Annotated in this window: 25 protein-coding genes and 1 tRNA gene; 4 read left to right on the forward strand and 22 right to left on the reverse strand. The window is 46.7% G+C overall.

Annotated features, from left to right (window positions below; all coding sequences use genetic code 11):
* Position 1: 1 nt before the first annotated feature.
* The 15 genes from lon to ADM98_RS13765 form a co-directional block, all read right to left on the reverse strand.
* A complete protein-coding gene (gene lon / locus ADM98_RS13695; protein ID WP_053453983.1) occupies positions 2–2,311 on the reverse strand; it encodes an endopeptidase La in 2,310 nt (769 codons plus the stop codon).
* A gap of 69 nt (positions 2,312–2,380) precedes the next feature.
* Positions 2,381–3,646 (reverse strand): ATP-dependent protease ATP-binding subunit ClpX, encoded by a 1,266-nt coding sequence (gene clpX / locus ADM98_RS13700; RefSeq protein WP_053453984.1) that lies wholly within the window; start codon positions 3,644–3,646, stop codon positions 2,381–2,383.
* A gap of 234 nt (positions 3,647–3,880) precedes the next feature.
* Positions 3,881–5,173: a trigger factor gene (gene tig, locus ADM98_RS13705; protein WP_023468978.1), complete on the reverse strand. Its 1,293-nt coding sequence runs from the start codon at positions 5,171–5,173 to the stop codon at positions 3,881–3,883.
* 110 nt (positions 5,174–5,283) lie between these two features.
* Positions 5,284–6,270 (reverse strand): hypothetical protein, encoded by a 987-nt coding sequence (locus ADM98_RS13710; protein WP_053453985.1) that lies wholly within the window; start codon positions 6,268–6,270, stop codon positions 5,284–5,286.
* Positions 6,271–6,299: 29 nt separating this feature from the next.
* Positions 6,300–6,824, reverse strand: a complete 525-nt coding sequence (locus ADM98_RS13715; RefSeq protein WP_235504901.1) for a hypothetical protein — start codon at positions 6,822–6,824, stop codon at positions 6,300–6,302.
* A gap of 102 nt (positions 6,825–6,926) precedes the next feature.
* Positions 6,927–7,000 (reverse strand) — tRNA-Arg (locus ADM98_RS13720).
* Positions 7,001–7,073: 73 nt separating this feature from the next.
* Positions 7,074–7,583 (reverse strand): metallophosphoesterase family protein, encoded by a 510-nt coding sequence (locus ADM98_RS13725; RefSeq protein ID WP_053453987.1) that lies wholly within the window; start codon positions 7,581–7,583, stop codon positions 7,074–7,076.
* Between the two features lie 5 nt (positions 7,584–7,588).
* Positions 7,589–8,182 (reverse strand): XTP/dITP diphosphatase, encoded by a 594-nt coding sequence (locus ADM98_RS13730; RefSeq protein WP_053453988.1) that lies wholly within the window; start codon positions 8,180–8,182, stop codon positions 7,589–7,591.
* The gene (gene rph / locus ADM98_RS13735) at positions 8,179–8,934 is read right to left on the reverse strand and encodes a ribonuclease PH (protein WP_053453989.1); all 756 of its coding nucleotides are present in this window, start codon (positions 8,932–8,934) and stop codon (positions 8,179–8,181) included. Before rph ends, ADM98_RS13730 begins: the two co-directional genes overlap by 4 nt.
* Positions 8,935–9,741, reverse strand: a complete 807-nt coding sequence (gene racE / locus ADM98_RS13740; protein ID WP_053453990.1) for a glutamate racemase — start codon at positions 9,739–9,741, stop codon at positions 8,935–8,937.
* 87 nt (positions 9,742–9,828) lie between these two features.
* Complete coding sequence (locus tag ADM98_RS13745; protein ID WP_012371023.1) at positions 9,829–10,092, reverse strand: phosphocarrier protein HPr; 264 nt, start codon at positions 10,090–10,092, stop codon at positions 9,829–9,831.
* Positions 10,093–10,157: 65 nt separating this feature from the next.
* On the reverse strand, positions 10,158–10,613 hold the full coding sequence (locus ADM98_RS13750; RefSeq protein WP_053453991.1) for an acyl-CoA thioesterase: 456 nt from the start codon (positions 10,611–10,613) through the stop codon (positions 10,158–10,160).
* Between the two features lie 56 nt (positions 10,614–10,669).
* Positions 10,670–11,476 (reverse strand): succinate dehydrogenase iron-sulfur subunit, encoded by an 807-nt coding sequence (gene sdhB / locus ADM98_RS13755; protein ID WP_023468986.1) that lies wholly within the window; start codon positions 11,474–11,476, stop codon positions 10,670–10,672.
* Positions 11,476–13,239 (reverse strand): succinate dehydrogenase flavoprotein subunit, encoded by a 1,764-nt coding sequence (gene sdhA, locus ADM98_RS13760; protein ID WP_053453992.1) that lies wholly within the window; start codon positions 13,237–13,239, stop codon positions 11,476–11,478. Before sdhA ends, sdhB begins: the two co-directional genes overlap by 1 nt.
* Before the next feature lie 19 nt (positions 13,240–13,258).
* A complete protein-coding gene (locus tag ADM98_RS13765) occupies positions 13,259–13,876 on the reverse strand; it encodes a succinate dehydrogenase cytochrome b558 subunit (RefSeq protein WP_053453993.1) in 618 nt (205 codons plus the stop codon).
* 210 nt (positions 13,877–14,086) lie between these two features.
* Between ADM98_RS13765 and ADM98_RS13770 the strand changes: the two genes are divergently transcribed.
* Together ADM98_RS13770 and ADM98_RS13775 are read left to right on the forward strand one after the other, a co-directional pair.
* Positions 14,087–14,509 (forward strand): DUF2507 domain-containing protein, encoded by a 423-nt coding sequence (locus tag ADM98_RS13770; RefSeq protein ID WP_235504902.1) that lies wholly within the window; start codon positions 14,087–14,089, stop codon positions 14,507–14,509.
* 117 nt (positions 14,510–14,626) lie between these two features.
* On the forward strand, positions 14,627–15,241 hold the full coding sequence (locus tag ADM98_RS13775; RefSeq protein WP_023468990.1) for a PH domain-containing protein: 615 nt from the start codon (positions 14,627–14,629) through the stop codon (positions 15,239–15,241).
* A 41-nt stretch (positions 15,242–15,282) separates the two neighbouring features.
* Here the strand turns inward: ADM98_RS13775 and uvrC are convergent, their stop codons facing one another.
* Positions 15,283–17,067 carry an excinuclease ABC subunit UvrC gene (gene uvrC / locus ADM98_RS13780; RefSeq protein WP_053453995.1) on the reverse strand — a complete coding sequence of 595 codons (1,785 nt, stop codon included), beginning with the start codon at positions 17,065–17,067 and terminating at the stop codon, positions 15,283–15,285.
* An 82-nt stretch (positions 17,068–17,149) separates the two neighbouring features.
* Between uvrC and ADM98_RS13785 the strand changes: the two genes are divergently transcribed.
* Positions 17,150–18,472, forward strand: coding sequence for a dihydrolipoyl dehydrogenase family protein (locus ADM98_RS13785; protein WP_053453996.1), 1,323 nt, complete (start codon positions 17,150–17,152; stop codon positions 18,470–18,472).
* A 14-nt stretch (positions 18,473–18,486) separates the two neighbouring features.
* Positions 18,487–18,864, forward strand: a complete 378-nt coding sequence (locus ADM98_RS13790; RefSeq protein ID WP_053453997.1) for a VOC family protein — start codon at positions 18,487–18,489, stop codon at positions 18,862–18,864.
* Positions 18,865–18,922: 58 nt separating this feature from the next.
* Here the strand turns inward: ADM98_RS13790 and trxA are convergent, their stop codons facing one another.
* The 6 genes from trxA to ADM98_RS13820 form a co-directional block, all read right to left on the reverse strand.
* Complete coding sequence (trxA, locus tag ADM98_RS13795) at positions 18,923–19,234, reverse strand: thioredoxin (protein ID WP_023468994.1); 312 nt, start codon at positions 19,232–19,234, stop codon at positions 18,923–18,925.
* Positions 19,235–19,395: 161 nt separating this feature from the next.
* The gene (locus tag ADM98_RS13800; RefSeq protein WP_053453998.1) at positions 19,396–20,361 is read right to left on the reverse strand and encodes an electron transfer flavoprotein subunit alpha/FixB family protein; all 966 of its coding nucleotides are present in this window, start codon (positions 20,359–20,361) and stop codon (positions 19,396–19,398) included.
* A gap of 13 nt (positions 20,362–20,374) precedes the next feature.
* Positions 20,375–21,148, reverse strand: a complete 774-nt coding sequence (locus ADM98_RS13805) for an electron transfer flavoprotein subunit beta/FixA family protein (protein ID WP_023468996.1) — start codon at positions 21,146–21,148, stop codon at positions 20,375–20,377.
* A gap of 74 nt (positions 21,149–21,222) precedes the next feature.
* Entirely contained in the window at positions 21,223–21,801 is a 579-nt protein-coding gene (locus ADM98_RS13810; protein ID WP_053453999.1) for a TetR/AcrR family transcriptional regulator, read from the reverse strand.
* 71 nt (positions 21,802–21,872) lie between these two features.
* A complete protein-coding gene (locus tag ADM98_RS13815) occupies positions 21,873–23,546 on the reverse strand; it encodes an AMP-binding protein (RefSeq protein WP_053454000.1) in 1,674 nt (557 codons plus the stop codon).
* A 195-nt stretch (positions 23,547–23,741) separates the two neighbouring features.
* On the reverse strand, positions 23,742–24,635 hold the full coding sequence (locus ADM98_RS13820; RefSeq protein ID WP_053454001.1) for a YitT family protein: 894 nt from the start codon (positions 24,633–24,635) through the stop codon (positions 23,742–23,744).
* Between the last annotated feature and the right edge of the window lie 5 nt (positions 24,636–24,640).

Below are 24,640 nucleotides of genomic sequence, written 5' to 3' on the forward strand. Positions count from 1 at the left end.
GTTACTCTCCTTTTAATGCATGTTCGAGCACTTGCTCCATCGTCGCGACCGGAATAAATTCCATTCCTGCGCGGACGCTTTCCGGGATATCATCGATGTCCCGCGTATTATCTTGTGGTAGAAGAACAGTCGTCAAACCAGCACGATGCGCTGCGAGCGACTTCTCTTTTAATCCACCAATTGGTAAGACACGTCCACGTAACGTGATTTCACCTGTCATCCCGACGTCACGGCGTACCGGACGCTTCGTCAAGGCGGAAATCAATGCCGTCGCGAGTGTGATTCCAGCAGATGGACCGTCTTTTGGTACGGCACCTTCAGGAACGTGAATGTGAATATCCTGCGTTTCGTAGAAGTTCGGTTCGATGCCAAGTGAAGTCGCGTTCGCTCGGACGAAGCTGTACGCGGTCTGAGCCGACTCTTGCATGACGTCTCCGAGTTTCCCAGTTAACTGCAACTTCCCTTTACCCGGAGCAAGGCTGACTTCGATCGTCAACGTATCGCCCCCAAAAGCAGTATACGCTAAACCAGTCACTGCGCCAATCATATCTTCGAGCTCACCTTGACCATAACGGTAGATCGGCTTACCTAAGAAATCATCTAGATTACGCTTCGTCACCGTCACACGCTTCTTCTCACCCATCGCGATTTGTTTCGCCGCTTTCCGACAAAGTGATCCGAGAACGCGTTCGAGATTCCGAACACCTGCTTCTCGTGTATAACGCCGGACGACTTCTTCTAGGGCATCTGCTTTGACCGTCAATTGACTCTTTTTCAAGCCGTGCTCAGCAAGTTGTTTTGACAACAAGTGACGAACAGCAATTTCCGTCTTCTCTTGTTCCGTATAGCCACCGATTTGAATCAGTTCCATCCGGTCAAGCAACGGTCCTGGAATATTCGAGACATCGTTCGCTGTCGCGATGAAGAGGACATTCGATAAATCGAACGGTTCTTCGATATAGTGATCCGAGAAGCTGTTGTTTTGTTCCGGGTCAAGGACTTCAAGCATTGCGGACGACGGATCGCCACGGAAGTCGTTTGACATCTTATCGATTTCATCGAGTAAGAAGACTGGGTTGTTCGTTCCTGCTTGTTTTAAGCCCCGAATGATTCGCCCTGGCATTGCACCGATATATGTCCGGCGATGTCCCCGAATCTCTGCTTCGTCACGTACACCACCAAGTGAGACACGAACGAATTTCCGCTCGAGTGCTGTTGCGATGGATCGTGCGAGTGACGTTTTCCCGACTCCTGGAGGTCCAGACAGACAAAGAATCGGACCGCGTAGCGAATCCGTCAACTGACGAACAGCAAGATACTCAAGAATCCGTTCTTTGACCTTCTCTAAACCATAATGGTCCTCGTCGAGCTGTTCCGAAGCTGCTGAGACGTTCAAGAAATCGTCCGTTGCTTCGTTCCACGGTAACGAGAAGAACCATTCGAGGTAGTTGCGAATGACACCATGTTCCGGACTCGTCGCTGGTACGACGGCTAAACGACTGATTTCCTTCTCGACGTTCGCAACCGTCGTTTCTGGTAAATCAAGCATCGCTAACTGCTCCCGGTATTTCGTTGCATCACTTTCAACAGAAGCGGACTCGCCGCCGAGTTCTTGTTGAATCGTCTTCAATTGTTCCCGCAAGTAATACTCGCGTTGTGATTGTTCAATCGTCTTCTTCGTCCGCTCACGCATCTCACGTTCGAGTTCGACGACTTCATATTCATGTTTCATGACGTCAAGCAACATCAATCCTCGCTCGACAGGATCTTGTTGTTCAAGGAACTCCTGTTTCTTCGAGATATCGATCGGTAATTTCGACGTGATATAGTCCGTCAGTGAATCGAGGCGTTCATAGGTCTCAAAGCGACGACGCTCATCCGTTCCGATGCCTTTGATGCGGGAAACGAGCTGACCAAACTGTTCTTTGATGAGACGGACGAGCGCTTCTTGTTTTGCCCCTTTGATGTCCATCTTCTCGATTGGTTCGATGACGGCTTGGTAGCCTTCGTCTGTCTCTTCGACATTTTCAATCCGGACGCGTTCCTTCCCGATGACACGGACACGAACCGTATCATTACCCAGTTCGCTCATCTTCGCGATTTGGACGAGTGTACCGACTTGATGTAATCCGTCAACAGACGGCTCTGCTTCCGGGTCACGTTGCGTGACGACGACGAGATCAATCTCGTGTTCCTTTGATGCTAATAATGCTTTTAAAGACACGGGACGCCCTACATCAATCGTCAACCCGATTAACGGATACGCGACGACACCGCGTAAAGGTAAAAGTGGATATTGTTTTTTCTTCATTCGAATTCCTCCTAAACAAAAAGACTCGGAAAGGCGTACAAGTAGCCTCCGAGCCGATTTGTCACGGTGTTACGCCGTTTCTTTTTCTTTCCCATGTTCAATTGTACCATCTTTCAACTCAAGCGTTGGACCACGTTTACCAGTCAACGTTTCTGCTGTAATGATGACTTTCGCGATGTCTTCACGCGATGGGATTTCGAACATGATATCTAGCATAGTTTCTTCGATGATCGAACGAAGACCACGCGCACCTGTTTTACGTTGGATCGCAAGTTTCGCAATCTCAAGAAGTGCATCTTCCGTGAAGTCGAGTTCGACATCATCAAGTTGAAGCATTTTCTTATATTGTTTAACGAGGGCGTTTTTCGGTTTCGTCAAGATTTGAACAAGTGCCTCTTCATCCAGTGGCTCGAGTGTCGCCATGACTGGCAAACGACCGATGAACTCAGGAATCAAACCAAACTTTTGAAGATCTTCTGGCAATGCAGCTGCTAGAATTTCTTTTTGTGTGAGGTTACGGTTCTCTGAATCGTTTCCGAAGCCGATGACTTTTTTACCGAGACGACGTTTGATGGACTGATCGATACCATCGAATGCTCCACCAACGATGAACAAGATGTTCGTCGTATCGATTTGGATGAATTCTTGATGCGGATGTTTCCGGCCACCTTGTGGCGGTACACTTGCAACCGTTCCTTCCAAAATCTTCAGCAAGGCTTGTTGAACACCCTCACCGGAAACGTCACGTGTGATTGATGGATTTTCTGATTTACGAGCAATCTTATCGATCTCATCAATGTAAATGATTCCTTTTTCAGCCTTCTCGACATCGTAATCCGCTGCTTGGATGAGTTTCAACAGGATGTTCTCGACGTCTTCACCGACATAACCTGCTTCCGTCAAACTTGTTGCATCTGCAATCGCAAACGGTACGTTCAAGATACGTGCCATCGTTTGGGCAAGAAGTGTTTTACCGCTACCTGTTGGCCCGATCATGACGATATTCGATTTTGAGAGCTCGACATCATCCGCGCGACCACCAGCATTGATTCGTTTGTAGTGATTATACATCGCTACAGATAACGATTTTTTCGCTTTCTCTTGACCGATGACATAATCGTCAAGTGTCGTACGAATTTCATGCGGTTTCGGAACATTCTTTAGCTCGACTTCTTCTTCTGTACCGAGTTCTTCCTCTACGATTTCATTGCAGAGTTCGATACACTCGTCGCAAATGTAAACGCCAGGTCCAGCAACAAGTTTGCGTACTTGTTCTTGTGTCTTTCCACAGAAAGAACATTTTAGCTGACCTTTTTCTTCGTTGAATTTAAACATAAAGGTCCACCCCTTTAACGTGGAAATTGTATGGACGCCTGTAGCATCCCGTCTCACGTTTTACTATTTATGATTGTAGCATGAACAAGGAAAGTCTTTCAAATCCTGGACGAACGATTTACAGTTTGATGTCCTGAACCAAGGATTGTTTGTCCTTGTTTGACCTATCGTACAAAAAAATCGACTCCAAGACCAGAAATTGGGCTTGAAGTCGATCGAAAACCATGAAATGGCTTATTTTGCTTTTGCGTTGTCGACGAGAACATCGATAGCTTTACGGAATTGAAGATCGCCTTTAAGCGTTTCAAGTCCACCTTGTGGTGCAAGCATCGTTTCAAGTTGATCTGCAGGGATGTTGTAGAGTTCTGACATTGATTGAAGTTCAGTTTGTGTTTCTTCGTCTGTTACTTCGATTTTTTCGTCAGCAACGATTTGCTTGAGGACGAGACGTGCTTTAACGCGCTCTTCCGCTTGCTCTTTCATTTCAGAACGCATTGCCTCTTCTGTCGTTCCAGTCAACTGGAAGTACATGTTGAGGTCGATACCTTGTGATTGAATACGTTGTGTGAACTCTTGGACCATACGCTCAACTTCGTTTTCGACCATGACTTCTGGAAGATCAACTGTTGCGTTTTTCGTAGCCGCTTCGACTAACTCATCGCGCATTGAAGCATCAGCTTCTTGTTTGCGTGTGTTTTCGAGACGTGTACGGATTTTTGTTTTCAACTCGTCGAGTGAAGAAACTTCTTCATCCATCTCTTTAGCGAACTCATCTGTCAATTCAGGGAGCTCTTGAGCTTTGACTTCATGGATTGTTACTTTGAATGTAACTGGTTTTCCAGCGAGTGATGCTTCGTGGTATTCCTCAGGGAATGTCACTTCAAGATCTTTTTGCTCGCCAGTTTTTAAACCGACCATCTGCTCTTCGAATCCAGGAATGAAGTTTCCAGAACCGATGACGAGTGAGTAGTTCTCAGCAGTTCCGCCGTCGAATTGGTTTTCCCCATCGAAACCTGCGAAGTCGAATACGACTGTATCGCCATTCTCGATGACGCCATCTTCTTTAACGACGAGTTCTGCACCGCGTTCTTGTAATGTTTTGAGTTCAGCGTCGACGTCTTCGTCAGTAACGTTCGTTTCAACTGCTGTGTACTCAAGACCTTTGTACTCACCGAGTGTAGCTTCAGGCTCGATGACGAACGTGATTTTGAATTCTACTGGCTTGCCTTTTTCGAGTGTTTCAACGTCGATGTTTTCAAGCGCGATTGGCTCGATTCCTGATTCGACGACTGCACCTTCGATTGTGTCCTTATAAAGGATATCGAGTGCATCTTGGTACAGTGCTTCTTCACCGTACATTTTGTTGAACATTGCGCGTGGCATTTTTCCTTTACGGAAACCTGGTGTGTTCAAAGTCTTAACGACTTTCTTGAACGCTTGGTCTACCGCTTTATCAAATGCTTCAGCAGGCGCTTCATACGTGAGGACGCCGAGGCTACCTGATTGTTTTTCCCATTTTGCAGTCATGCTGAGTCCCTCCAAAATTGTCAATTAGCGTACATGTGTGTACAACAAGTCACATTATAGCACAATCGTTCTGACGATTACCACTGTTGAACGAATCGTTTCCAGATGTCTCAATCGAAGTAAATTTGCTCGAATGCGATGACTTCCGGATAAAGAATATGTGACGCTCGATATAACTGCTGTGCTAGCGGACTTAAGACACGTCCCGCGTCTTCGGTTTCAAATGTTAGACCTGCGAGTTCTTCGCACGCCGAGAACCAATTCTCCATATCTGATCCGATGAGCTCTCGTTCTTCAAGATGAACCAATTGATCCGACCTTAAGACGAGCAATGCTCGAAACGGATCCATTCGTTGTAACATGTGAATCGATTCCAGTAACGCTTGTTGCTCCTGTTGATGGGCAAGCAACACTTCTTCTAAATCTTGGCGTGATGAAATCGTCCAGTCTACATCTAAGTGTGGCACCTGAATCATTGTCGGATATGTCAAATGATCAAGCACGCTTCCTAATAATTGATCGATGACGAGTAGACTTTGATGCGCTGTCTCTTGAGCATGAAAATACTTGTCTGTGATGTATTCCATGAGCGAAGGTGTTCGTTCGAATTCAGCACCCGTCAGACAGCGCATCTGTTCAACCCAATTCCCATGTCGTAACACATGCATCAGCTCTGTTCCGGGCGCAACCGGGCACTGCGTCATGTTACTCGTCTGAACCGTAGACGACTTTTGTTTTCGAACGCTCATCTGCTGTTTGATCTCGTCTAATCGAAGCGCCAATCCATACGGTAAGTAGGGTGATGCCGAGCGCAGTGCGAGTTTCATCGGATAGCGTTCTCCCAGCTCATAAAGAAAGAGTGCGAGCACTTGCTCAACACCCTCAACGTTAAGAAATCGTTCTGCTACAGTTTCAAATCGTTCACGATCGTTCAGTAAGAGTGGTTGAATGATATAGAGTCGGTATAAGACATCTTCTCCTGTCAGTTGATCCGTCTCTAATTCCACAATCAATTGTTCTTGCTCAGAAGCGGTCAAGCGAAGAATCCGCGCTTGTGCTGCTTCGAGTTCATGTTCCATCCAGCGCGATGTCCCCATATTCCGTCACTCCTTTATACTAAAACTGCTTATTTCGTAAACGGATCGAGTAAAGATGTCCAGTTCGTGATTGCTTCTTGCAGTTTCCCTGCTTGTTCAATGCCAAGACGATTTAACGTATCAAGAGAGACGTCTGTCTCAAGAAGTCGTGTGATATCTTCCGACTGATTCACGTACTGTTCCAGTTTTGCACTTAAATTCTGCAACTCTTGCGGTGGATTTTCAAGCCCCGCTAAGCGTTGATCGATTTGATCTAGTTCTTGATTGAATTGATCAATTGTTCCGTTTTCCTTCAACTTCTCGATTTGTTGATCCAGTGCTTGTTCTGGATTCGCCGATTCACGTGCTGTTGTAGCGGCCTCATTCAAAGAAGCGGATAAATCTGACGTAACTTGTGCCGTGTCTTTCGCAATCCCTTGGAGTTCTCCTGCATAATCAACACTATTCTTCACATCATTCACTTGTTGCTTTGCATCGTCGACTGTATTTGAAATCTCACTACATCCAGCAAGAAACGTGCTTAGTACTAGGACTGCTCCAACTTTCTTCCACATCGCATTCATCCCTTTCGAGTTCATGATACCTTAATTATAATCGAAAATCGGAATAAAAAAAAGAGACCACCCTCGTAAGGGCAGTCTCTATTTTAATTATAGCGTCCCAAGAGGGATTCGAACCCCCGACCGACGGCTTAGAAGGCCGTTGCTCTATCCTGCTGAGCTATTGGGACGTGTCAACACGAATAAACTATACTAGAACAATTCTTTCGTGTCAATCACATTACAAATATTGCATTTATTTTATTACAAAAATGTTCCGTCCAGATGGAGCGCATTTACCGGGTCACCATTTACATCAAGAAAATCGACAGAATAACGGTTTTGATCCACTTCTAGAATCGCATATGTCTTATCTGGTCGATGGCGTGGCATCCGAATCGATCCTGGATTGATGAATAAGACACCATCTCGATATTCTGCCTTTGCGACGTGAGAATGACCATACAACACGATGTCAGCTTTCTTTTCGTTCGCATGGTGCTGCAGAACATCTAGACTATATTTGACGTCTTGCCGATGCCCATGAACACAAAGTACCGCACGCCCGTCCATCTCTGACGTGACTTCTTCCGGAAAGTCGTGTCCATAATCACAATTTCCTCGCACAACACGATATGGATATAATGATTCGATGTCACGCGTCAATTGGGAGTCTCCACAATGAAATGCTACATCCACGTCTTGATGACGTTCGAAAATCGTAAGCAATTCTTGTTCTAGTCCATGGCTATCACTAACGATCAACGCTCTCATCTTCATCACACTCCTAAGAAAGTAGTTAAATCCTGTTCGAGCTTACGCAATGCATTGCCACGATGGCTAATCATTGCTTTCTCTTCTTTCGTCAACTCAGCAGCAGTTTTTCCGCTCTCCGTGACGAATAACGGATCATAACCGAAACCGTTCGAACCCTTCGCCTCAAAACCGATGTGCCCTTCCATCGTGCCGCGAACCGTCAATGTCTCACCTGTGGGTTTTGCGAGAGCAAGTACACAAACGAAACGTGCTGTCCGTTTTTCTTCCGGTAGATCGTGTAATTTCTCAAGTAACAAGGCATTGTTTGCCGTATCCGACTTTGCAAGCCCAGCAAATCGTGCCGAGTAAACTCCTGGGGCCCCGTTTAAGGCATCGACTTCAAGACCTGAATCATCAGCAAGTACCGCATGACCGAAGTACGCTGCAGCTTCTGTTGCCTTCAAGAGTGCATTTTCCTCGAATGTTTCACCCGTCTCATCCGTTTCTGGTGCATCCGCGTGATCAAGTAACGACTCGACCGTGTAACCGAGACGCCCGAGCATACTTTCGAGTTCCTTCACTTTTCCCGCGTTATGTGTTGCAACGATGATTTTCATCTATGTTCCCCCACTTCTTCTCCTACATACCACCATGACACACCGAGTGCATCACGACCGGCTTCAATCAGTTCCTTAATACCTTTTTCCCCAAGTTCGAGCATATCGAGCATCTCTTGACGAGAAAATGTTGATTCTTCTCCCGTCGCTTGCATCTCGACGATTTTACCAGATGACGTCATGACGAGGTTGAAGTCGACTTCAGCCGCAGCATCCTCTTCGTAACAAAGATCGAGCAAGACATTCGACTCAACGATTCCAACCGAAATCGCTGCGATACCTTCCTTGATGGGTGTATCCGTCAGTTTCCCGGCTTGAATCAATTGATCGACCGCTCGGACGAGTGCTAAAAAACCACCCGTGATTGATGCGGTCCGTGTGCCACCATCTGCTTGAATGACATCACAGTCGATCCAGATCGTTCGTTCGCCAAGTTTTTCTAAATCGACGACCGCCCGAAGCGAGCGGCTAATCAGACGTTGGATTTCCATCGTCCGTCCCGTCTGCTTACCACGAACGGCTTCTCGTGCTGTCCGCTGAGCGGTTGCCCGCGGTAACATCGAATACTCCGCGTTGATCCAGCCTTGGCGTTTACCGCGCAAGAACGGTGGCACTCTTTCTTCGACGGTTGCCGTACAGAGAACTTTTGTATCGCCCAGTTCAATCATAACCGAACCTTCTGCGTGTTTATTGATATCAATCGATAACTGAACAGGTCGGATACGATCCGCCGTTCGTTGGTCTATTCGCATTTAATCTTCCTCCGTTCCAAGCACGATGCGTTCTGCGTGTATCGGCTGATCGAGCCAGTCCGTCGCAATCTGATCAAATGAACGAATATCGCCTGTTGCATAATAACGATGTTCCGGTATTTGTGTCACATCTGCTGAAATCGTATTGTAATCAAGTAGTGCTGCTACCTCAAGTGCCGTCTCGTCTCCCGAAGAAATCAGCTGGACGCCTGGTCCGATGACCCGTCCAATCACATCTGCTAGAAGCGGATAATGCGTACACCCGAGAATCAATGTATCCATATCATAATTTATCAATGGTCGTAACGTATTGGCGACGACACGCTCAACGTAAGCACCATCCGTTTGCATCGACTCAACGAGCGGAACGAACGGTGGGCAAGCTAACGATTCAACGACGACTTGCCCTTCGACGTGGCGTAACGCCTTCTCGTAGGAATTGCTTGTAATCGTCATCTTCGTTCCGATGACACCAATTCGTTTCGTACGCGTCACCTTGACGGCTGCTCGCGCACCCGGATCAATGACACCGATAACAGGTATATTTAAACGTTCTCGCGCTTCTTTTAAAACAACAGCCGTTGCTGTGTTACAGGCGATTACGATCAATTTCACATCTTGTTGTACGAGATAATCAATCATCTCCCACGTAAACTCACGAATCTCTTCTTCAGGGCGTGGTCCATACGGACACCGTAAAGTATCCCCGACATAAATGATTCGCTCATGGGGCAACTGTCGCATCAATTCACGTGCGACCGTCAAACCACCGACTCCGGAATCTAGTACTCCAATCGCTCGATTCACTCTTCTCCACCTCTTTCTCACTACTCTTATGGTAACAAAAAAGGACGACGGTGCAAGACCGGCGTCCGAGAATGTACGATTACAGGATTACTGAGCAAGACCTTCGCTTGTCAGCATATCTGAAAGAGTCGTGATTGCTTCAGAAGCATCGTCACCGTTTGCAACGATTTTGATATCTGAATCTTTCGCGATTCCGAGTGAAAGAACACCCATGATTGACTTCAAGTTGACAGTCTTCCCGTTGTATTCCAAGTTGATGTCTGATTGGAATTTAGAAGCTGTGTTGACGAGCTGAGTAGCCGGACGAGCGTGAATGCCTGAATCCGCGATGACTTTGAATGTTTTTTCCATGATTAAGAAATCTCCCTTCACTAATAACGTACTAGTGAGTCGTTTTCGAATATGTGAACTCATTATCAAATGATAACGGATTCGAATCGATTCTGCAAGGAATTTTTATACGCTTCACTCCATGGGAATGCTTTCCCGGAACGGTCGATTTGGACCATTGATGTCCGTCCTGTGAACATCAGTTCCTCCTGCTCATCAAACGCTGCGTAATGTACGTCACACGATGCACTGCCGACGTGTACCGGGTATGCATAGACAGAGAGACGCGCCCGTGGATAGACTTGGCGAATGTAGTTACACTGGGCATCCGCAACGACGATGATCCCATCGTCTGCAAGCGAATATCCGGTTTCTTCTAACATCAATGTCCGAACGTCCTCGAAATAGACGAATGGTACTCGGTTATTCATATGACCGTAGGCATCAGTCTCCGCGAACCGGACGGCGACGTCAAGCCGCGTTCCGTGTTTCATCTGTTCAAGCCATGACTCGAGTTCTGGAATATAAGCTGGTACGCGCACAATGAGTTCCTCCTGTCTGAATGAAAAAAGAAGGAGCAAGCTCCTTCTTTGATAAATCATGAACTAACTGCTTCACCTGTCCGTCCTTCGTCACTACCGAAGAACTTCTTGAATGAGTGAAGTGTCGTCTGACGGTTCATTGCTGCAATCGAAGTCGTCAGCGGAATTCCCTTCGGACAAACTTCAACACAGTTTTGAGCATTACCACACTGCATGATCCCGCCGTCTTCCATCAACGCCTCAAGACGTTCTTCCTTGTGGAAAGCTCCTGTCGGATGCGAGTTGAATAGACGGACTTGCGAGATCGATGCCGGTCCGATGAATGTCGAACGATCGTTAACGTTCGGACATGCTTCGAGACATACACCGCATGTCATACATTTTGATAACTCATATGCCCATTGACGTTTGTTTTCTGGCATCCGTGGTCCTGGACCTAAATCATATGTTCCATCAATCGGAACCCACGCTTTGACTTTTTTCAACGCATCAAACATGCGCTGACGGTCAACTTGGAGGTCACGAACGATTGGGAACGTCTGCATTGGTTGAAGGCGGATCGGCTGTTCCAATTTATCAACGAGCGCCGTACACGACTGACGTGGCGTACCGTTGATGACCATGGAACAAGCACCACAAACTTCTTCTAAACAACCCATATCCCAGTTGATTGGTGTTGTTTTTTCACCCGCAGCATTCACAGGATTTCGACGAATCTCCATTAAAGCGGAAATGACGTTCATGTTTGGACGGTAAGGAATTTCAAACGCCTCATCATACGGTTTACCATCTGGTCCATCTTGACGTTGGACGATGAATTGAACCGATTTTTGCGTAGTAGATGATTCGAGTGGTGTCGCCATTATGCTTTCACCTCTTTCTTCGACTTCTTGCTGTAGTCGCGTTTCCGTGGTGGAATCAACGACGTGTCGACGTCTTCGTAGAAGATTTCCGGATGACCATTCGTATAACGCGCCATCGTCGTCTTCAAGAACTGTTCATCATTACGTTCCGGGAAGTCCGGTTTGTAGTGTGCTCCACGGCTCTCGTCGCGTTTCAACGCACCGAGTGTGATTGCCTCTGCTAAGTCAAGCATATGATCGAGCTGACGGATGAACGATGCCCCTTGGTTACTCCAACGTGCTGTATCCGTTGCCGAAATGCGTGTGAAACGATCGCGGAGTTCCTTAATTTTTGTAAGGGTTTCTTCAAGCTTATCGTTATAACGAACGACCGTGACGTTATCTGTCATGATCTCGCCAAGCTCACGGTGGATTTGATACGCATTTTCCGTACCTTCCATCGATAAGATGTCGTTGAAACGATTGATCTCTTCAATTTTATGCGCTTCGATAACTTCCTCGTTCATCTCATGAACCGATGTCTCAAGTTCGTTCATATATGCGATTGCTGATGGTCCAGCGACCATTCCGCCGTATACGGCTGAAAGAAGTGAGTTCGCTCCAAGACGGTTACCACCGTGCATCGAGTAATCGCATTCACCTGCTGCGAACAATCCAGGGATGTTCGTCATTTGATCGTAATCGACCCATAATCCGCCCATCGAATAGTGAACGGCAGGGAAGATCTTCATCGGTACTTTTCGTGGGTCGTCGCCGACGAACTTCTCGTAGATTTCAAGAATCCCACCAAGTTTAACGTCGAGTTCCTTCGCATCTTTATGCGACAAATCGAGATAGACCATGTTCTCTCCGTTGACGCCGAGTTTTTGGTTAACGCAGACGTCGAAGATTTCGCGCGTTGCGATATCTCGTGGAACAAGGTTTCCGTATGCCGGATATTTTTCTTCGAGGAAGTACCACGGTTTACCGTCTTTATACGTCCAGACACGACCGCCCTCGCCTCGTGCTGATTCACTCATGAGACGCAACTTATCGTCTCCAGGAATCGCTGTCGGGTGAATCTGAATGAACTCACCGTTCGCATAGATCGCACCTTGACGATAGACAGCAGCTGCTGCTTGTCCTGTATTGATGACCGAGTTCGTCGATTTTCCGAAGATGACCCCAGGACCACCTGTCGCGAGGATGACGGAGTCAGCCGCAAATGCTTCGATTTCCATCGTCCGGAGATTTTGACAGACCGCTCCGCGACAAATGCCGTTGTCATCGATGATTGCACGAAGGAATTCCCATCCTTCATATTTTTCTACCAAACCTTGCGCTTCGAACTTACGAACCTGCTCGTCCAGTGCGTACAACAGTTGTTGTCCTGTCGTCGCACCAGCATATGCCGTCCGGTGATGCAATGTTCCACCGAAACGTCGGAAGTCGAGCAACCCTTCCGGTGTCCGGTTGAACATGACACCCATTCGGTCGAACATATGAATGATTTTCGGTGCCGCTTCCGCCATTTTTTGAACAGGTGGTTGATTTGCGAGGAAGTCTCCCCCATATACCGTGTCATCGAAATGTTGGTATGGTGAGTCGCCTTCCCCTTTCGTATTGACTGCTCCGTTAATGCCACCTTGTGCACAAACAGAGTGTGAGCGTTTGACGGGTACGAGTGAGAATAACTTAACTGGTACGCCTTGCTCTGCTGCTTTTATCGTAGCCATCAATCCGGCAAGCCCTCCACCGATGATGACAAGATTCTTGTTCGCCATGTTGTCAGTTCCCCTTTCCTTACAACACGCCTGCAAACGTTAAGATCGAGCGTACGCCTACAAACGATAAACCGATGAATACGAGTGCTGCCACGTAAGACATCGCTCGTTGAGATGCTGGTGACTGCGTGATTCCCCACGTGATGCAGAACGTCCAAAGTCCGTTTGCTAGGTGGAAAGTCGTCGCCAAGATCCCGACGATATAAAACGCGAGCATGAATCCATTATCGACGATGTTCTGCATCATACTTGCATCGACTGCTGTTCCCATCGCAGCGGCAATCCGTGTTTCCCAAACGTGCCATGTGATGAACACGACGAGGAACACTCCGCTGAAGCGTTGCAGTACATACATCCAGTTCCGGAAGTATGTATAACGTCCTGTGTTCGCAGAACCTGTGAATGCGATGTATACACCGTAGACACCATGCAAGATGATCGGAATGAAGATGACAAAGATCTCTAAGAACAATCGATACGGAACGCTCCCCACGAATTCCGCGGCCTTATTGAAGTCCTCTTCACCACGTACGATGAAGTAGTTCGTCGTTAAGTGCGAAAGTAAAAATAACCCGATTGGAATGACGCCGAGCAGTGAGTGTATTTTACGACTCACGAAATCACGATGATTCGCCATCCAAATCCCCCCTTTTGTTTGCCAATCAACCGTTGGCGCATTTTGGTAGAAAAGCGCTTTCATAAGGAAATTCGTCTTTTCATCACTTATTCTACTCCTGTCCTTTTTAGAAGACAACCCGAGCCGTTGCATTTAACTGCAAATTTTTTTAGGAAAACAATGACCGACAAGAATCATCTCGGTATAATGGTTCTCAGATAGGAGTGAATCATGATGGACGCTACACCAAATCAAACACCACTTTTCGGTATCGAATTGATCCGAGATTATGTGCTGACCGATCTTTTAGGATCGGATTATCGGCAAGTCATTTACTGGGCAGGCAAGCGTTTGGCTCGTCAATTCCCTGTCGTCGACGAATCCGAGTTATCTTCGTTCTTCGAACAAGCAGGTTGGGGAATGCTTGAGGTCAAGAAACAGAAAGGTACTGTCATTTCGTATATTCTTTCTCCGCCTGAAACGACGAGAGACGAACGTCCACAAGGTTATTTCCAACTCGAAGCTGGTTTTCTCGCTGAACAACATTCGCGTTTTAATGCGTGTGTTGCGGAAGGATACGCTGAGGTGAATAAGGAACTCATCCAGATTACGGTCCAGATCGATCCAAAAGATCCACTTGAACCACTCGGTTGATTTATTACATAGTTCCAGACAGGAATCCTTGTTTCTCACATCGAAAAAGAACTTGAAACCTTTTGCAGTAAGTGATCGTAAAATCATTCGTACACAAATCGCGAGGAGGAACTTCACATGTTCAAAAAATTAGCAGCCGATTTAACAGGATTCAGTGATATCGGACAAGTCATTCACCCTGATGATTTCGACAAGGCAGCCGCTGACGATTATGTTTTACATGAAGACGGCGAAAAAATCTATTTCCTGATTAAATCTAAATCTGATGAGTATTGCTTTACGAACTTGGCTTTAATTCATCTAGATGGTGAAAGTGCCGTCAGTTCGAAACGCGTTTTGTATCGTTATCCATATGCCCATTATCCGATCCGTCATGTCATGTTCGAAACGGCTGGAACGGTCGACCTTGATGTCGAAATCAAATTCGAAATCGGTGGAAAACATTATTCAATCGATGTCGATAAGAAACAACTCGAACATGTGAAAGATCTTTATAAAACACTTCTTGCTATCGCTGAAAAACAGTATGAAGGACAAAAAATGCTTGAGTTCGCTAACAGTTCACTGAATCATTCGGTCACGATTCTCGGTGGTCTTCGCCAAGGTGACATGAACGTACCGCAAACGTTCAAGGAACTGTCTGAACAATCCTTCGAGTGGCTTCAAGGTCACTACCATCAGTGGAACCAGCGCGACTTCGGTTCATACTACGAGAAGTACATCAATAACTAATCTTTTGAAAATGCCGCCCTCTTCAAGAGGACGGCATTTTTTTATTCTTCATTCGCTTGACTTAAATATTCGGCAACGGTTTCCGCTAATTTCACGGGCAATCCCGCCTCTGCCAACTGCTCAATCGTCGCACGACGCAGACTACGCATCGATCCGAAATGGCGGATCAACTGTTGCCGTCGTTTCGGTCCGACTCCTGGTATCTCATCAAGCAAGGAACGGGTCATTCCTTTTGAACGGAGTGAGCGATGGAACGTGATAGCAAACCGATGCACTTCATCTTGCATGCGCTGCAGTAGATAAAACGCACTTGAACGAGGACTTAGTTCGATGAGACGAGCATCTTCTCCAAATAACAACTGACTCGTTCGGTGTTTGTCATCTTTTTTTAATGAACCGACCGGAAGGGATAAGCCAAGTTCATCTTGAATGACTTCTAAAGCAGCATTCAACTGTCCAACTCCTCCGTCAATTAAGACGAGGTCCGGAAGGCGCGCTCCTTCAAGTAACAATCGCCGATAACGGCGACGAACGATCTCACGCATCGATTCATAGTCGTCCGGTCCTTGGACTGTCCGAATCTTGAATTTCCGGTATTCCTTTTTGAGTGGTTTACCGTCTTCAAAGACGACGAGCGCCGAAACAGCGTCTGCTCCTTGGATGTTCGCATTATCGATGATCTCGATTCGTGATAATGGATGGACATCAATTGCATTCGCGAGCTCCTCGACTGCCTGCACGGTGCGTTTCTCATCTTTTGCTAACAATTCAAAGCGTTCAGATATCGCATTTTCAGCATTTTTCGTCGCTAAATCAAGTAATTTCCGCTTCGATCCTCGGACCGGAACGTGAATTTTGATTGAAAGCGCCTCTTTGAGGAGAAGCTGATTGACGAGTGGTGGTACATAGACTTCACTCGGCTTGATGTTCTTTTCATAGAATTGAACGATGAAACTCTCCAGTTCCTCGGCTGGCGTACCATAAATCGGGAAAAGCGAGACATCGCGCTCGATCATTTTCCCCCCGCGAAGGAAAAATACTTGGACACACATCCAGCCTTTATCAACGTGAATCCCGAATACATCACGTGATGTCAAATCCGCCGTGATCATATTTTGTTTGTTCATGATCGACTCAATGGCTCGCACTTGATCACGCAATTCTCCTGCACGTTCGAATTCCATCGTCTCGGCCGCTTCTGCCATCTTGTGCTTCAAGCTTTCAACGAGTTCTTTCGTGTCGCCCGATAAGAAGCGTCGGATTTCCGATACGAGTGCCTTTTGTTCCGACTCAAGATTCGGGATTTCACACGGACCGAGACATTGACCGATATGATAATACAGACAGAGTTTCTTCGGCATCGGCTGACATTTGCGTAACGGATATAAACGATCTAACAGACGTTTTGTTTCGTTCGCTGCATACGCATTCGGATACGGACCGAAGTAATGTCCGCCGTCTTTTTTTAACTTACGTGTAGTAATCAATCGTGGATAGGTCTCATTCGTAATTTTCAAGTACGGGTAAGATTTATCGTCCTTCAACATGATATTGTATTTCGGATCATGCTTTTTAATCAATGTCATCTCAAGCAATAACGCTTCTAGTTCACTCGCTGTGATGATGTATTCGAAGTCACGGACTTCCGCGACGAGACGTTCCGTCTTAATATCATGTGCTCCCGTGAAATAGGAGCGGACACGATTCTTTAGATTTTTTGCTTTTCCGACATAGATGACTTCGCCAAATTCGTTTTTGTGCAGATAACATCCCGGCTCATCAGGTAAAAGGGATAGTTTCGCTTTAATATGTTCTTGATGTCCCAAATAAATGTCTCCTTTCACCGTTTTTAGTTTTATTCGTTCGGGTAAATACCATACATTGATTATGACATATGGAGGATGAAAAATGCGTACATATGATTGCATTGTGATTGGAACGGGTTCCGCTGGAAATCAAGCGGCTTATAAATTCATTGAAAAAGGACTACGTGTTGCCATCGTTGAAAACTTCACTCCGGGTGGTACTTGCGCACAACGCGGATGTGACGCAAAAAAAATCTTACTAACAGGTAGTGAAACGAAAGATGCTGTCGAGCGCTTGCTCGGATATGGTGTTAAAGGATTGATTTCGATTGATTGGCGCCAATTGATGGAGCGAAAGAATGAATACACACGTGCTATTCCTGAGCAAACACGAAAACGGTACGCCGAAACAGACATCGACTATTTCCACGGCGAACCTCATTTCGTGTCTTCGCATCGTCTCCGAATTGGTGAAGAAGAAATCGAAGGGAAGCAGTTTTTAATCGCAACTGGATTGCGTCCTCGCGAATTATCTGTACCCGGTAGCGAACGTTTCATAACTAGTAATGAGTTTCTTGAACTGAAAGAACTTCCCCGACGACTCGTCTGTGTCGGTGGCGGTTATATCTCGTTTGAGTTCGCACATCTTGCTCGGATTGCTGGAGCAGACGTCACGATCGTCTTACGTTCTCACCCTTTAAAACAATTCGAAAGTGAATTGGTCGATGTTTTACTCGATGCCACGCGAGCACTTGGCATCTCGATCATCAAAGAGGCGGAAGTCGTCGCCTATGAAGAGGACTCACTTCGGTTGTCTAACGGTGACGTGTTGAAGACCGACGTCGTCTTGAACGCAACTGGACGTGTTGCGAGTATCGACCAGCTTGGTCTCGAAGCAATTGGCGTTGAGCATAACGAAAAAGGAATACACGTCAATGAATATCTCCAATCTTCTGTGGAACATATCTATGCTGCAGGAGACGTCGCTGTCAGCGGGAATCCTGCCTTAACACCGTTCGCTGGAACGGAAGGACGGCTCGCCGCTGATAACATGCTTGAAGGGAACAATCGGAAACTGGAGCTACTTCCGGTACCGAGTGTCGTGTTCACCGCTCCGAACCTAGCCCTCGTCGGCGAAACGGAAGCCTCTTTGAAAAAGGCCGGTATCCCTTACCGTGGTCGATTGATTGATACATCTTCCTGGCAAACGAACGCACGGATCAAAGATAGTTTTGCTCGAGCGAAAGTCCTTGTCGGTGAAGATGATCAAGTGCTCGGCGCACACTTCATCGGTGTACATGCAGCGGAACTAGCAAACTACTTCTCGTTTGCCATGCAGCACCGAATTCCAAGTACTTCGATGCAGCAGACTGGATTCGCTTACCCAACGCCCGCTTCAGACATCGCTTCGTTATTTGAAGATTGATAGGAGGTCTTTTAATGATTCAATATGGCTACACGATTCTTTATAGCGAAGATTCTTCACGGACCTTAACATTTTACCGAGACGTTCTTGGTTTATCCGTTAAAGCGGAGCATGGTAGTTACATCGAGTTCGAAACCGGTCAGACGACACTCGCTTTTAATACACGCGAAGATGTGCAACAGTTGATACCGGGTTACGCGATACCAAGTGGAAATGTACAACAGACGTTAGAGATCGGATTTGTCACGGATGACGTCCCTGCTCTTTATATAAATGTCGCAGAGGCGGGATACGAGACCGTACTCGCTCCTGTTGAAAAACCATGGGGGCAAGTCGTTGCGTACGTTCTTGATCCTGATGGTCACCTCATCGAACTTTGTTCACCAATGTAATTAAAAAATGGACCGCTCTGCCTATGCAGAGCGGTCCATTTTGATATGCAGAAAAGAATTAGTTAGATGTTTCAACGAATTCTTTAAGTGCGTCTTTTGGCATGAAGCCCATTGTTTTGTTGACAGGTTGTCCATCTTTGAAGAGAACGAGTGTCGGGATACTTTGTACTTGGAATGCTCCAGCGACTTCTGGGTTTGCATCCACGTCAACTTTGACGATTTTTACATCTTGCATGTCAGCATCGAGTTCTTCAAGAACTGGTGCGAGCATACGACATGGTCCACACCATGTTGCCCAAAAATCAACAAGGACGAGTCCTTCTTGTGTTTCTTCTTTAAATGATTGGCTAGTTGCGTGTACGATTGCCATTGATCATAACCTCCTAATGAGTAGATCAACCCGGTAAAAAAATGGGTGATCTCTTTATTGATTCGAGTATATCATAGCAGTCTCTTCCAACAAACGAAACTGCTCACGCGAAAAATCCGCAAAAACAACCGGCGCCATGACGATGGCACCGGTGTTCAAACTCATCCGTGAACGAGCATTTTTTTGAATTCAGCTGTCAATAGCGGAACGACGTCGAACAAATCGCCAACGATGCCGTAGTCAGCAACCGAGAAGATGTTCGCTTCCGGGTCTTTATTGATGGCTACAATCACTTTTGCATTCGACATTCCTGCTAAGTGTTGAATCGCACCTGAGATCCCACAAGCGATGTACAGATCCGGCGTAACGACTTTACCCGTCTGACCGATTTGCAGCGCGTAGTCACAGTAATCCGCATCACAGGCACCACGCGAAGCACCGACTGCTCCTCCGAGGACATCTGCTAGTTCTTGTAACGGGGCGAATCCATCTGAGCTCTTGACACCACGCCCACCTGCGACGATGACTTTTGCTTCTGATAAATCAACGCCACCCGTGGCTTTGCGTACGATGTCTGAGACAATCGTACGTAAATCTTTTAGTTCGACCGTAACGGATTCAACCGTCCCTTGTGAACTACCTGCTTCAAGTGGATCGATGTTGTTCGGACGGACCGTAAAGAGTGTCTTGCCTTCTGCGACTTTGACTTTTTCAAACGCTTTCCCCGAGTAGATCGGGCGAATGAATGACGCATCCGCGCCTTCCCCTTCAATCGCCGTCACATCACTGATCAAACCGGCTTGCAATTTGGCCGCGATCTTCGGTGATAGATCCTTGCCGAGCGACGTATGTCCGAAGACGAGCACGTCGGGTGATGTCCGGTTCATCAACTCGAGGAAGACTTGTCCGTAACCGTCTGGCGTGTAGTGTAGAAGACGCTCATCCTCGACGACGAGCACCTGGTCCGCTCCGCGTGATGCTAGTGCATCCGCATCCTTTGCGACATCGTGTCCAATCAGGACTGCGATGACTTCGTCAGCGACACGTCGTGCTGCTGCGATCGCCTCAAACGACACATTCCGTAAACTGCCATCCCGTGATTCTGCGAGTACTAATGCTTTTGTCATTCGTTTCTCCCCCTTAGACCACTTTTGCTTCGTTGCGTAATAATGATGCGAGCTGTGCGACTTGCTCGTTCAGTTCACCTTCAAGAATCTTACCCGCTGCTTTGTTCGGTGGTAAGAAACGCTCGATCGTCTCTAGACGTGGTGTGAGTTCGTCTTCATCAAGTTCGAGATCATCGAGTTCGAGTTCTTCTAGCGGCTTTTTCTTCGCTTTCATGATCCCCGGAAGACTTGGATAACGTGGCTCGTTCAATCCTTGTTGCGCCGTCACGAGTAACGGAAGTGTTGTTTCAATCGTTTCCGTGTCCCCTTCAGCGTCACGTGTCACGACAGCTTTCGTTCCGTCGAGCTCTAGCTTCGTAATTGTCGTCACGTAAGGAATATCAAGCAATTCTGCGACACGAGGTGCCACTTGACCGCTTCCTCCATCGACTGCGACGTTTCCGGCGATGACGAGATCAACCGTTTGTTCCTTCAAATAACCAGCGAGCACTTCAGAAATCGTAAAATGATCTGCTTCTTCAATGTCATCTTCAATGGAGATACGAACGGCTTGATCCGCTCCCATCGCGAGTGCTGTTCGTAATTCCTTGTCCGCATCTTCCGGTCCGACCGTCACGACCGTCACCGTTCCCCCTTGTGCATCACGGACACGGATTGCTTCTTCTACAGCATATTCATCATATGGATTAATGATGAACTCTGCGCCATCCTCATCGATTTGACCATTCTCGAGTTGGATTGCTTCTTCCGTATCGAATGTGCGTTTCAACAGTACATAGATTTCCATCTCATGCTCCCCCTTGTCGTCTATTCACCATCACCCTTTGTATCCGCTTACATGATTGTTTTCATGAAAAGGGCTTAACTCAGCCCTTTGATCAACATCCGATGAATCCCGTCGCGTGTCTCAAGCAACTCATATTTGAATCCACTTGCCATCCAGCTCGTCACGACCTCATCGATCGTTCCGAAAATCATCTGACGTGCCAATCGATAATCGAGTTCGTTTGAAAACTCACCTGTCGTCATTCCGTGCTTGACGACCCGATCAATCAGATGCAAGTAAGGTTTCAAGACAGCAGCGATATTTTGGCGCATGTCTTGGTTCGATTGACGTAACTCGATCTGCGTGACGACCGCCAAATCATAGTCGACGGATAATTGCTCGAGGTGCGCTTCAATCAATGCTGCCAACTGTTCCGTCGCTGACGTATAATTCGCGATTTGTCCTTCGGAATATTCGATGAAACTCCCCATTTTCGCTTGGAAGAGCGAAATCAAGAGGTGCTCCTTATTCTTGAAGTACAGATAAATCGTTCCATCCGCAACACCGGCTTCTTTTGCGATGGCAGTCACCTTCGCTCCATGGTAGCCGTTTTTGGCGATGACTTTTACAGCGGCATCAATGATGCGGTCACTCTTTGACATTGTTCGTTTCATTCCACTATCTCCTAACGCATAAAATGAATGATGGTTCATTCATATTTATTCTATCATGCCATTTTATCCTGTCAACTGCTTTCTTCGAGTTGTTTGGCACGCTCTTCTTCAACAAGAACACGACGGAGAATCTTCCCGACGAACGTTTTCGGTAACTCTTGGCGGAATTCATACTGCTTCGGTACTTTGAATGAAGCCAACTGTTTTCGACAGAATTGGTCGAGTTCTTCTTCCGTGACCGTCATCTCATCCTTGACGACGATGAACGCCTTGACGGTCTCTCCACGGTAAACATCGGGAACACCGATGACGACCGCTTCTTTGACTGCCGGATGCTCATATAAGATTTCTTCGACTTCTCGTGGATAGATGTTGAACCCGGAAGCAATGATTAAATCTTTTTTTCGATCGACGATTCGGAAGTAGTGATCCTCGCCGATATAGCCAAGGTCTCCCGTATGCAACCAACCGTTTCGTAAAACAGCTTGGGTATCTTCTGGTCGCTTCCAGTACCCTTTCATGACTTGCGGTCCTGTAACGATGATTTCGCCGATTTCACCTGGTGCAGCCGGCGTCTCACCATCCGCTTGGACGATCTTCGCTTGCGTATCAGGTACCGGAATGCCGACCGTTCCAGGAATTCGGCGGTCCCAAATACAGTTCGTATGCGTGACCGGGCTTGTTTCAGACAAACCGTATCCTTCAACGATTCGCCCCCCCGTCAACGCTTCAAATTTTTCCTGCACTTCGACTGGAAGTGGGGCTGAACCAGAAATACAAGCTTCAATCGAAGAGAGATCATATTTCTTCAGCTTCGGATGATTCAATAAACCAACATACATCGTCGGAGCACCTGGGAACAGATTCGGTTTTTCTTTATGAATCGTCTTCAGTACTTGTTCGATATCAAATTTTGGAACGATGATCTGTTCATACGCATTAAAAATACCAAAGTTGAGGTTACACGTCATCCCGTAGACATGGAAATAAGGAACGACGGCTAACAGCTTTCGTCCATCTCCTCGATTGTATTTATAGAACCATTTGTCGATTTGTTCGACGTTCGCACTCAAATTGAAGTGCGTCAACATGACACCTTTTGGAGCCCCTGTCGTTCCACCCGTATATTGAAGAACAGCGACATCTTCTTTCGGTTGAATCGTGACTGGTGCGATCGGTTCATACCCACGTAGTGATAAAAATGGAATCGAACCTGTCGTATCGATGATGATGTTGTTATCTTTCCGTGCTTTAATGGGATACAGTTTATTTTTAGGGAAGGGAAGGTAATCCGCGATACTTGTCGTCACGACCGTATTCAGTGCAGTCGCTGTCTTGACGCGAGATGCTTTTGGATAAAGTAGATCGAGTGTCACGAGCATATGCGCCCCTGAATCAACGAGAATCTGTTCGAGTTCGCGGTCCGTATAGAGCGGGTTCACTTGGACGACGATTCCCCCTGCGTAGAGGACAGCATAATAACTAATCATATACTGGGGACAGTTCGGTAACATCAGTCCGACGCGATCTCCCTTTTTAAGTCCCTGTTCCTGTAGCAGACTTCCAAAGGCACGCGCTTCATCACGTACTTCACGAAATGTCATACGTTTTCCTAAGAAACTCAAGGCACGTTGTTCCGGAAAATCAGTCGCTGCCTCATCAAGCGCCTGATAAAGCGGTACTTCTCGATAATCAATCGATGCGGGTACTTGCTCTGGATAATCAGATAACCAAACGGATTCCATACGTTTCCCTCCCTGATAATGAATTACTATTCATTTTTATTATACGTTGATTTCAATTCGACATGCCAGTAAAATCCAAAAAAAGAAATTGAATTTGCTGGTTTTTTGATTCTTTCAACCAGAATTCACGATACAAAAAAAACAGTATTCGCCCTTCTCCTTTTCGAAAGAGGACGAACACTGATTTTGCATGATTTAACGAGATGGATACGTAAATCCTTCCCCAATGACTTCCCGTACTTTATGAATGACGACGAAGGCGCGCGGGTCTGCTGCTTCGACGATTTGCTTCAAAGGCGCAAGTTGTCGTTTATCGACGATCATATATAACATATCATTCTTTTGTTTCGTGAAATGACCATGACTATGAATGACTGTTGCGCTACGACCAAGTGTCTCTGTTAGAATCGTCGCAATCTCTTCTTGGCGATGGCTGATGATCGTGACCGCTTCACGGACGTTCAATCCTTCACTGACGAGATCAATCAAGTACGAGCCAATGATGATCGCAATCAACGTATACAGCATCGTCTCTTCTCCAAATAGAAAACCCGATGCACCGACGACTGCGACATCGATGATGAACATCGAGACTGCGATACTAAGATTCAAATATTTATTCATGAGTCGAGCGATGATGACGCCCCCACCCGTCGTTCCTCCTGCTCGAATGACGAGACCAATTCCAACACCAATCAGAATTCCCGCATAGACCGTACCAATCAAGCGGCTATCTGACGAAGTCGCAAGACTTGCTGTTGAGGAGAGGACAAACGATGTGACTGCGACTGAGATGACGGAATAGAGCATCGTCTTCCGGCTGAGGAATCGATAACCGACGACGAATAGCAAAGCGTTCGCAATCAGTGACACAAGTCCTGTATCCCATCCGTACAGATAGTAGAAAATGACCGTGATCCCGATCAATCCACCTTCTGATAAGTCGTTTGGAATCGTAAAGTAGTTGATCCCAAAAGCGAGAATCGCCGATCCAACGACAACCCAAAAAATATCCTTCCAAGAGATCAGTTGCATCGCTTCAAAAGCACGGCGTCTTGTTTCTGCCGTTGTTGTTTTTCGTACGTTCATATGCG

This window comes from Exiguobacterium sp. BMC-KP, from assembly GCF_001275385.1.
Lineage (GTDB): Bacteria > Bacillota > Bacilli > Exiguobacteriales > Exiguobacteriaceae > Exiguobacterium_A.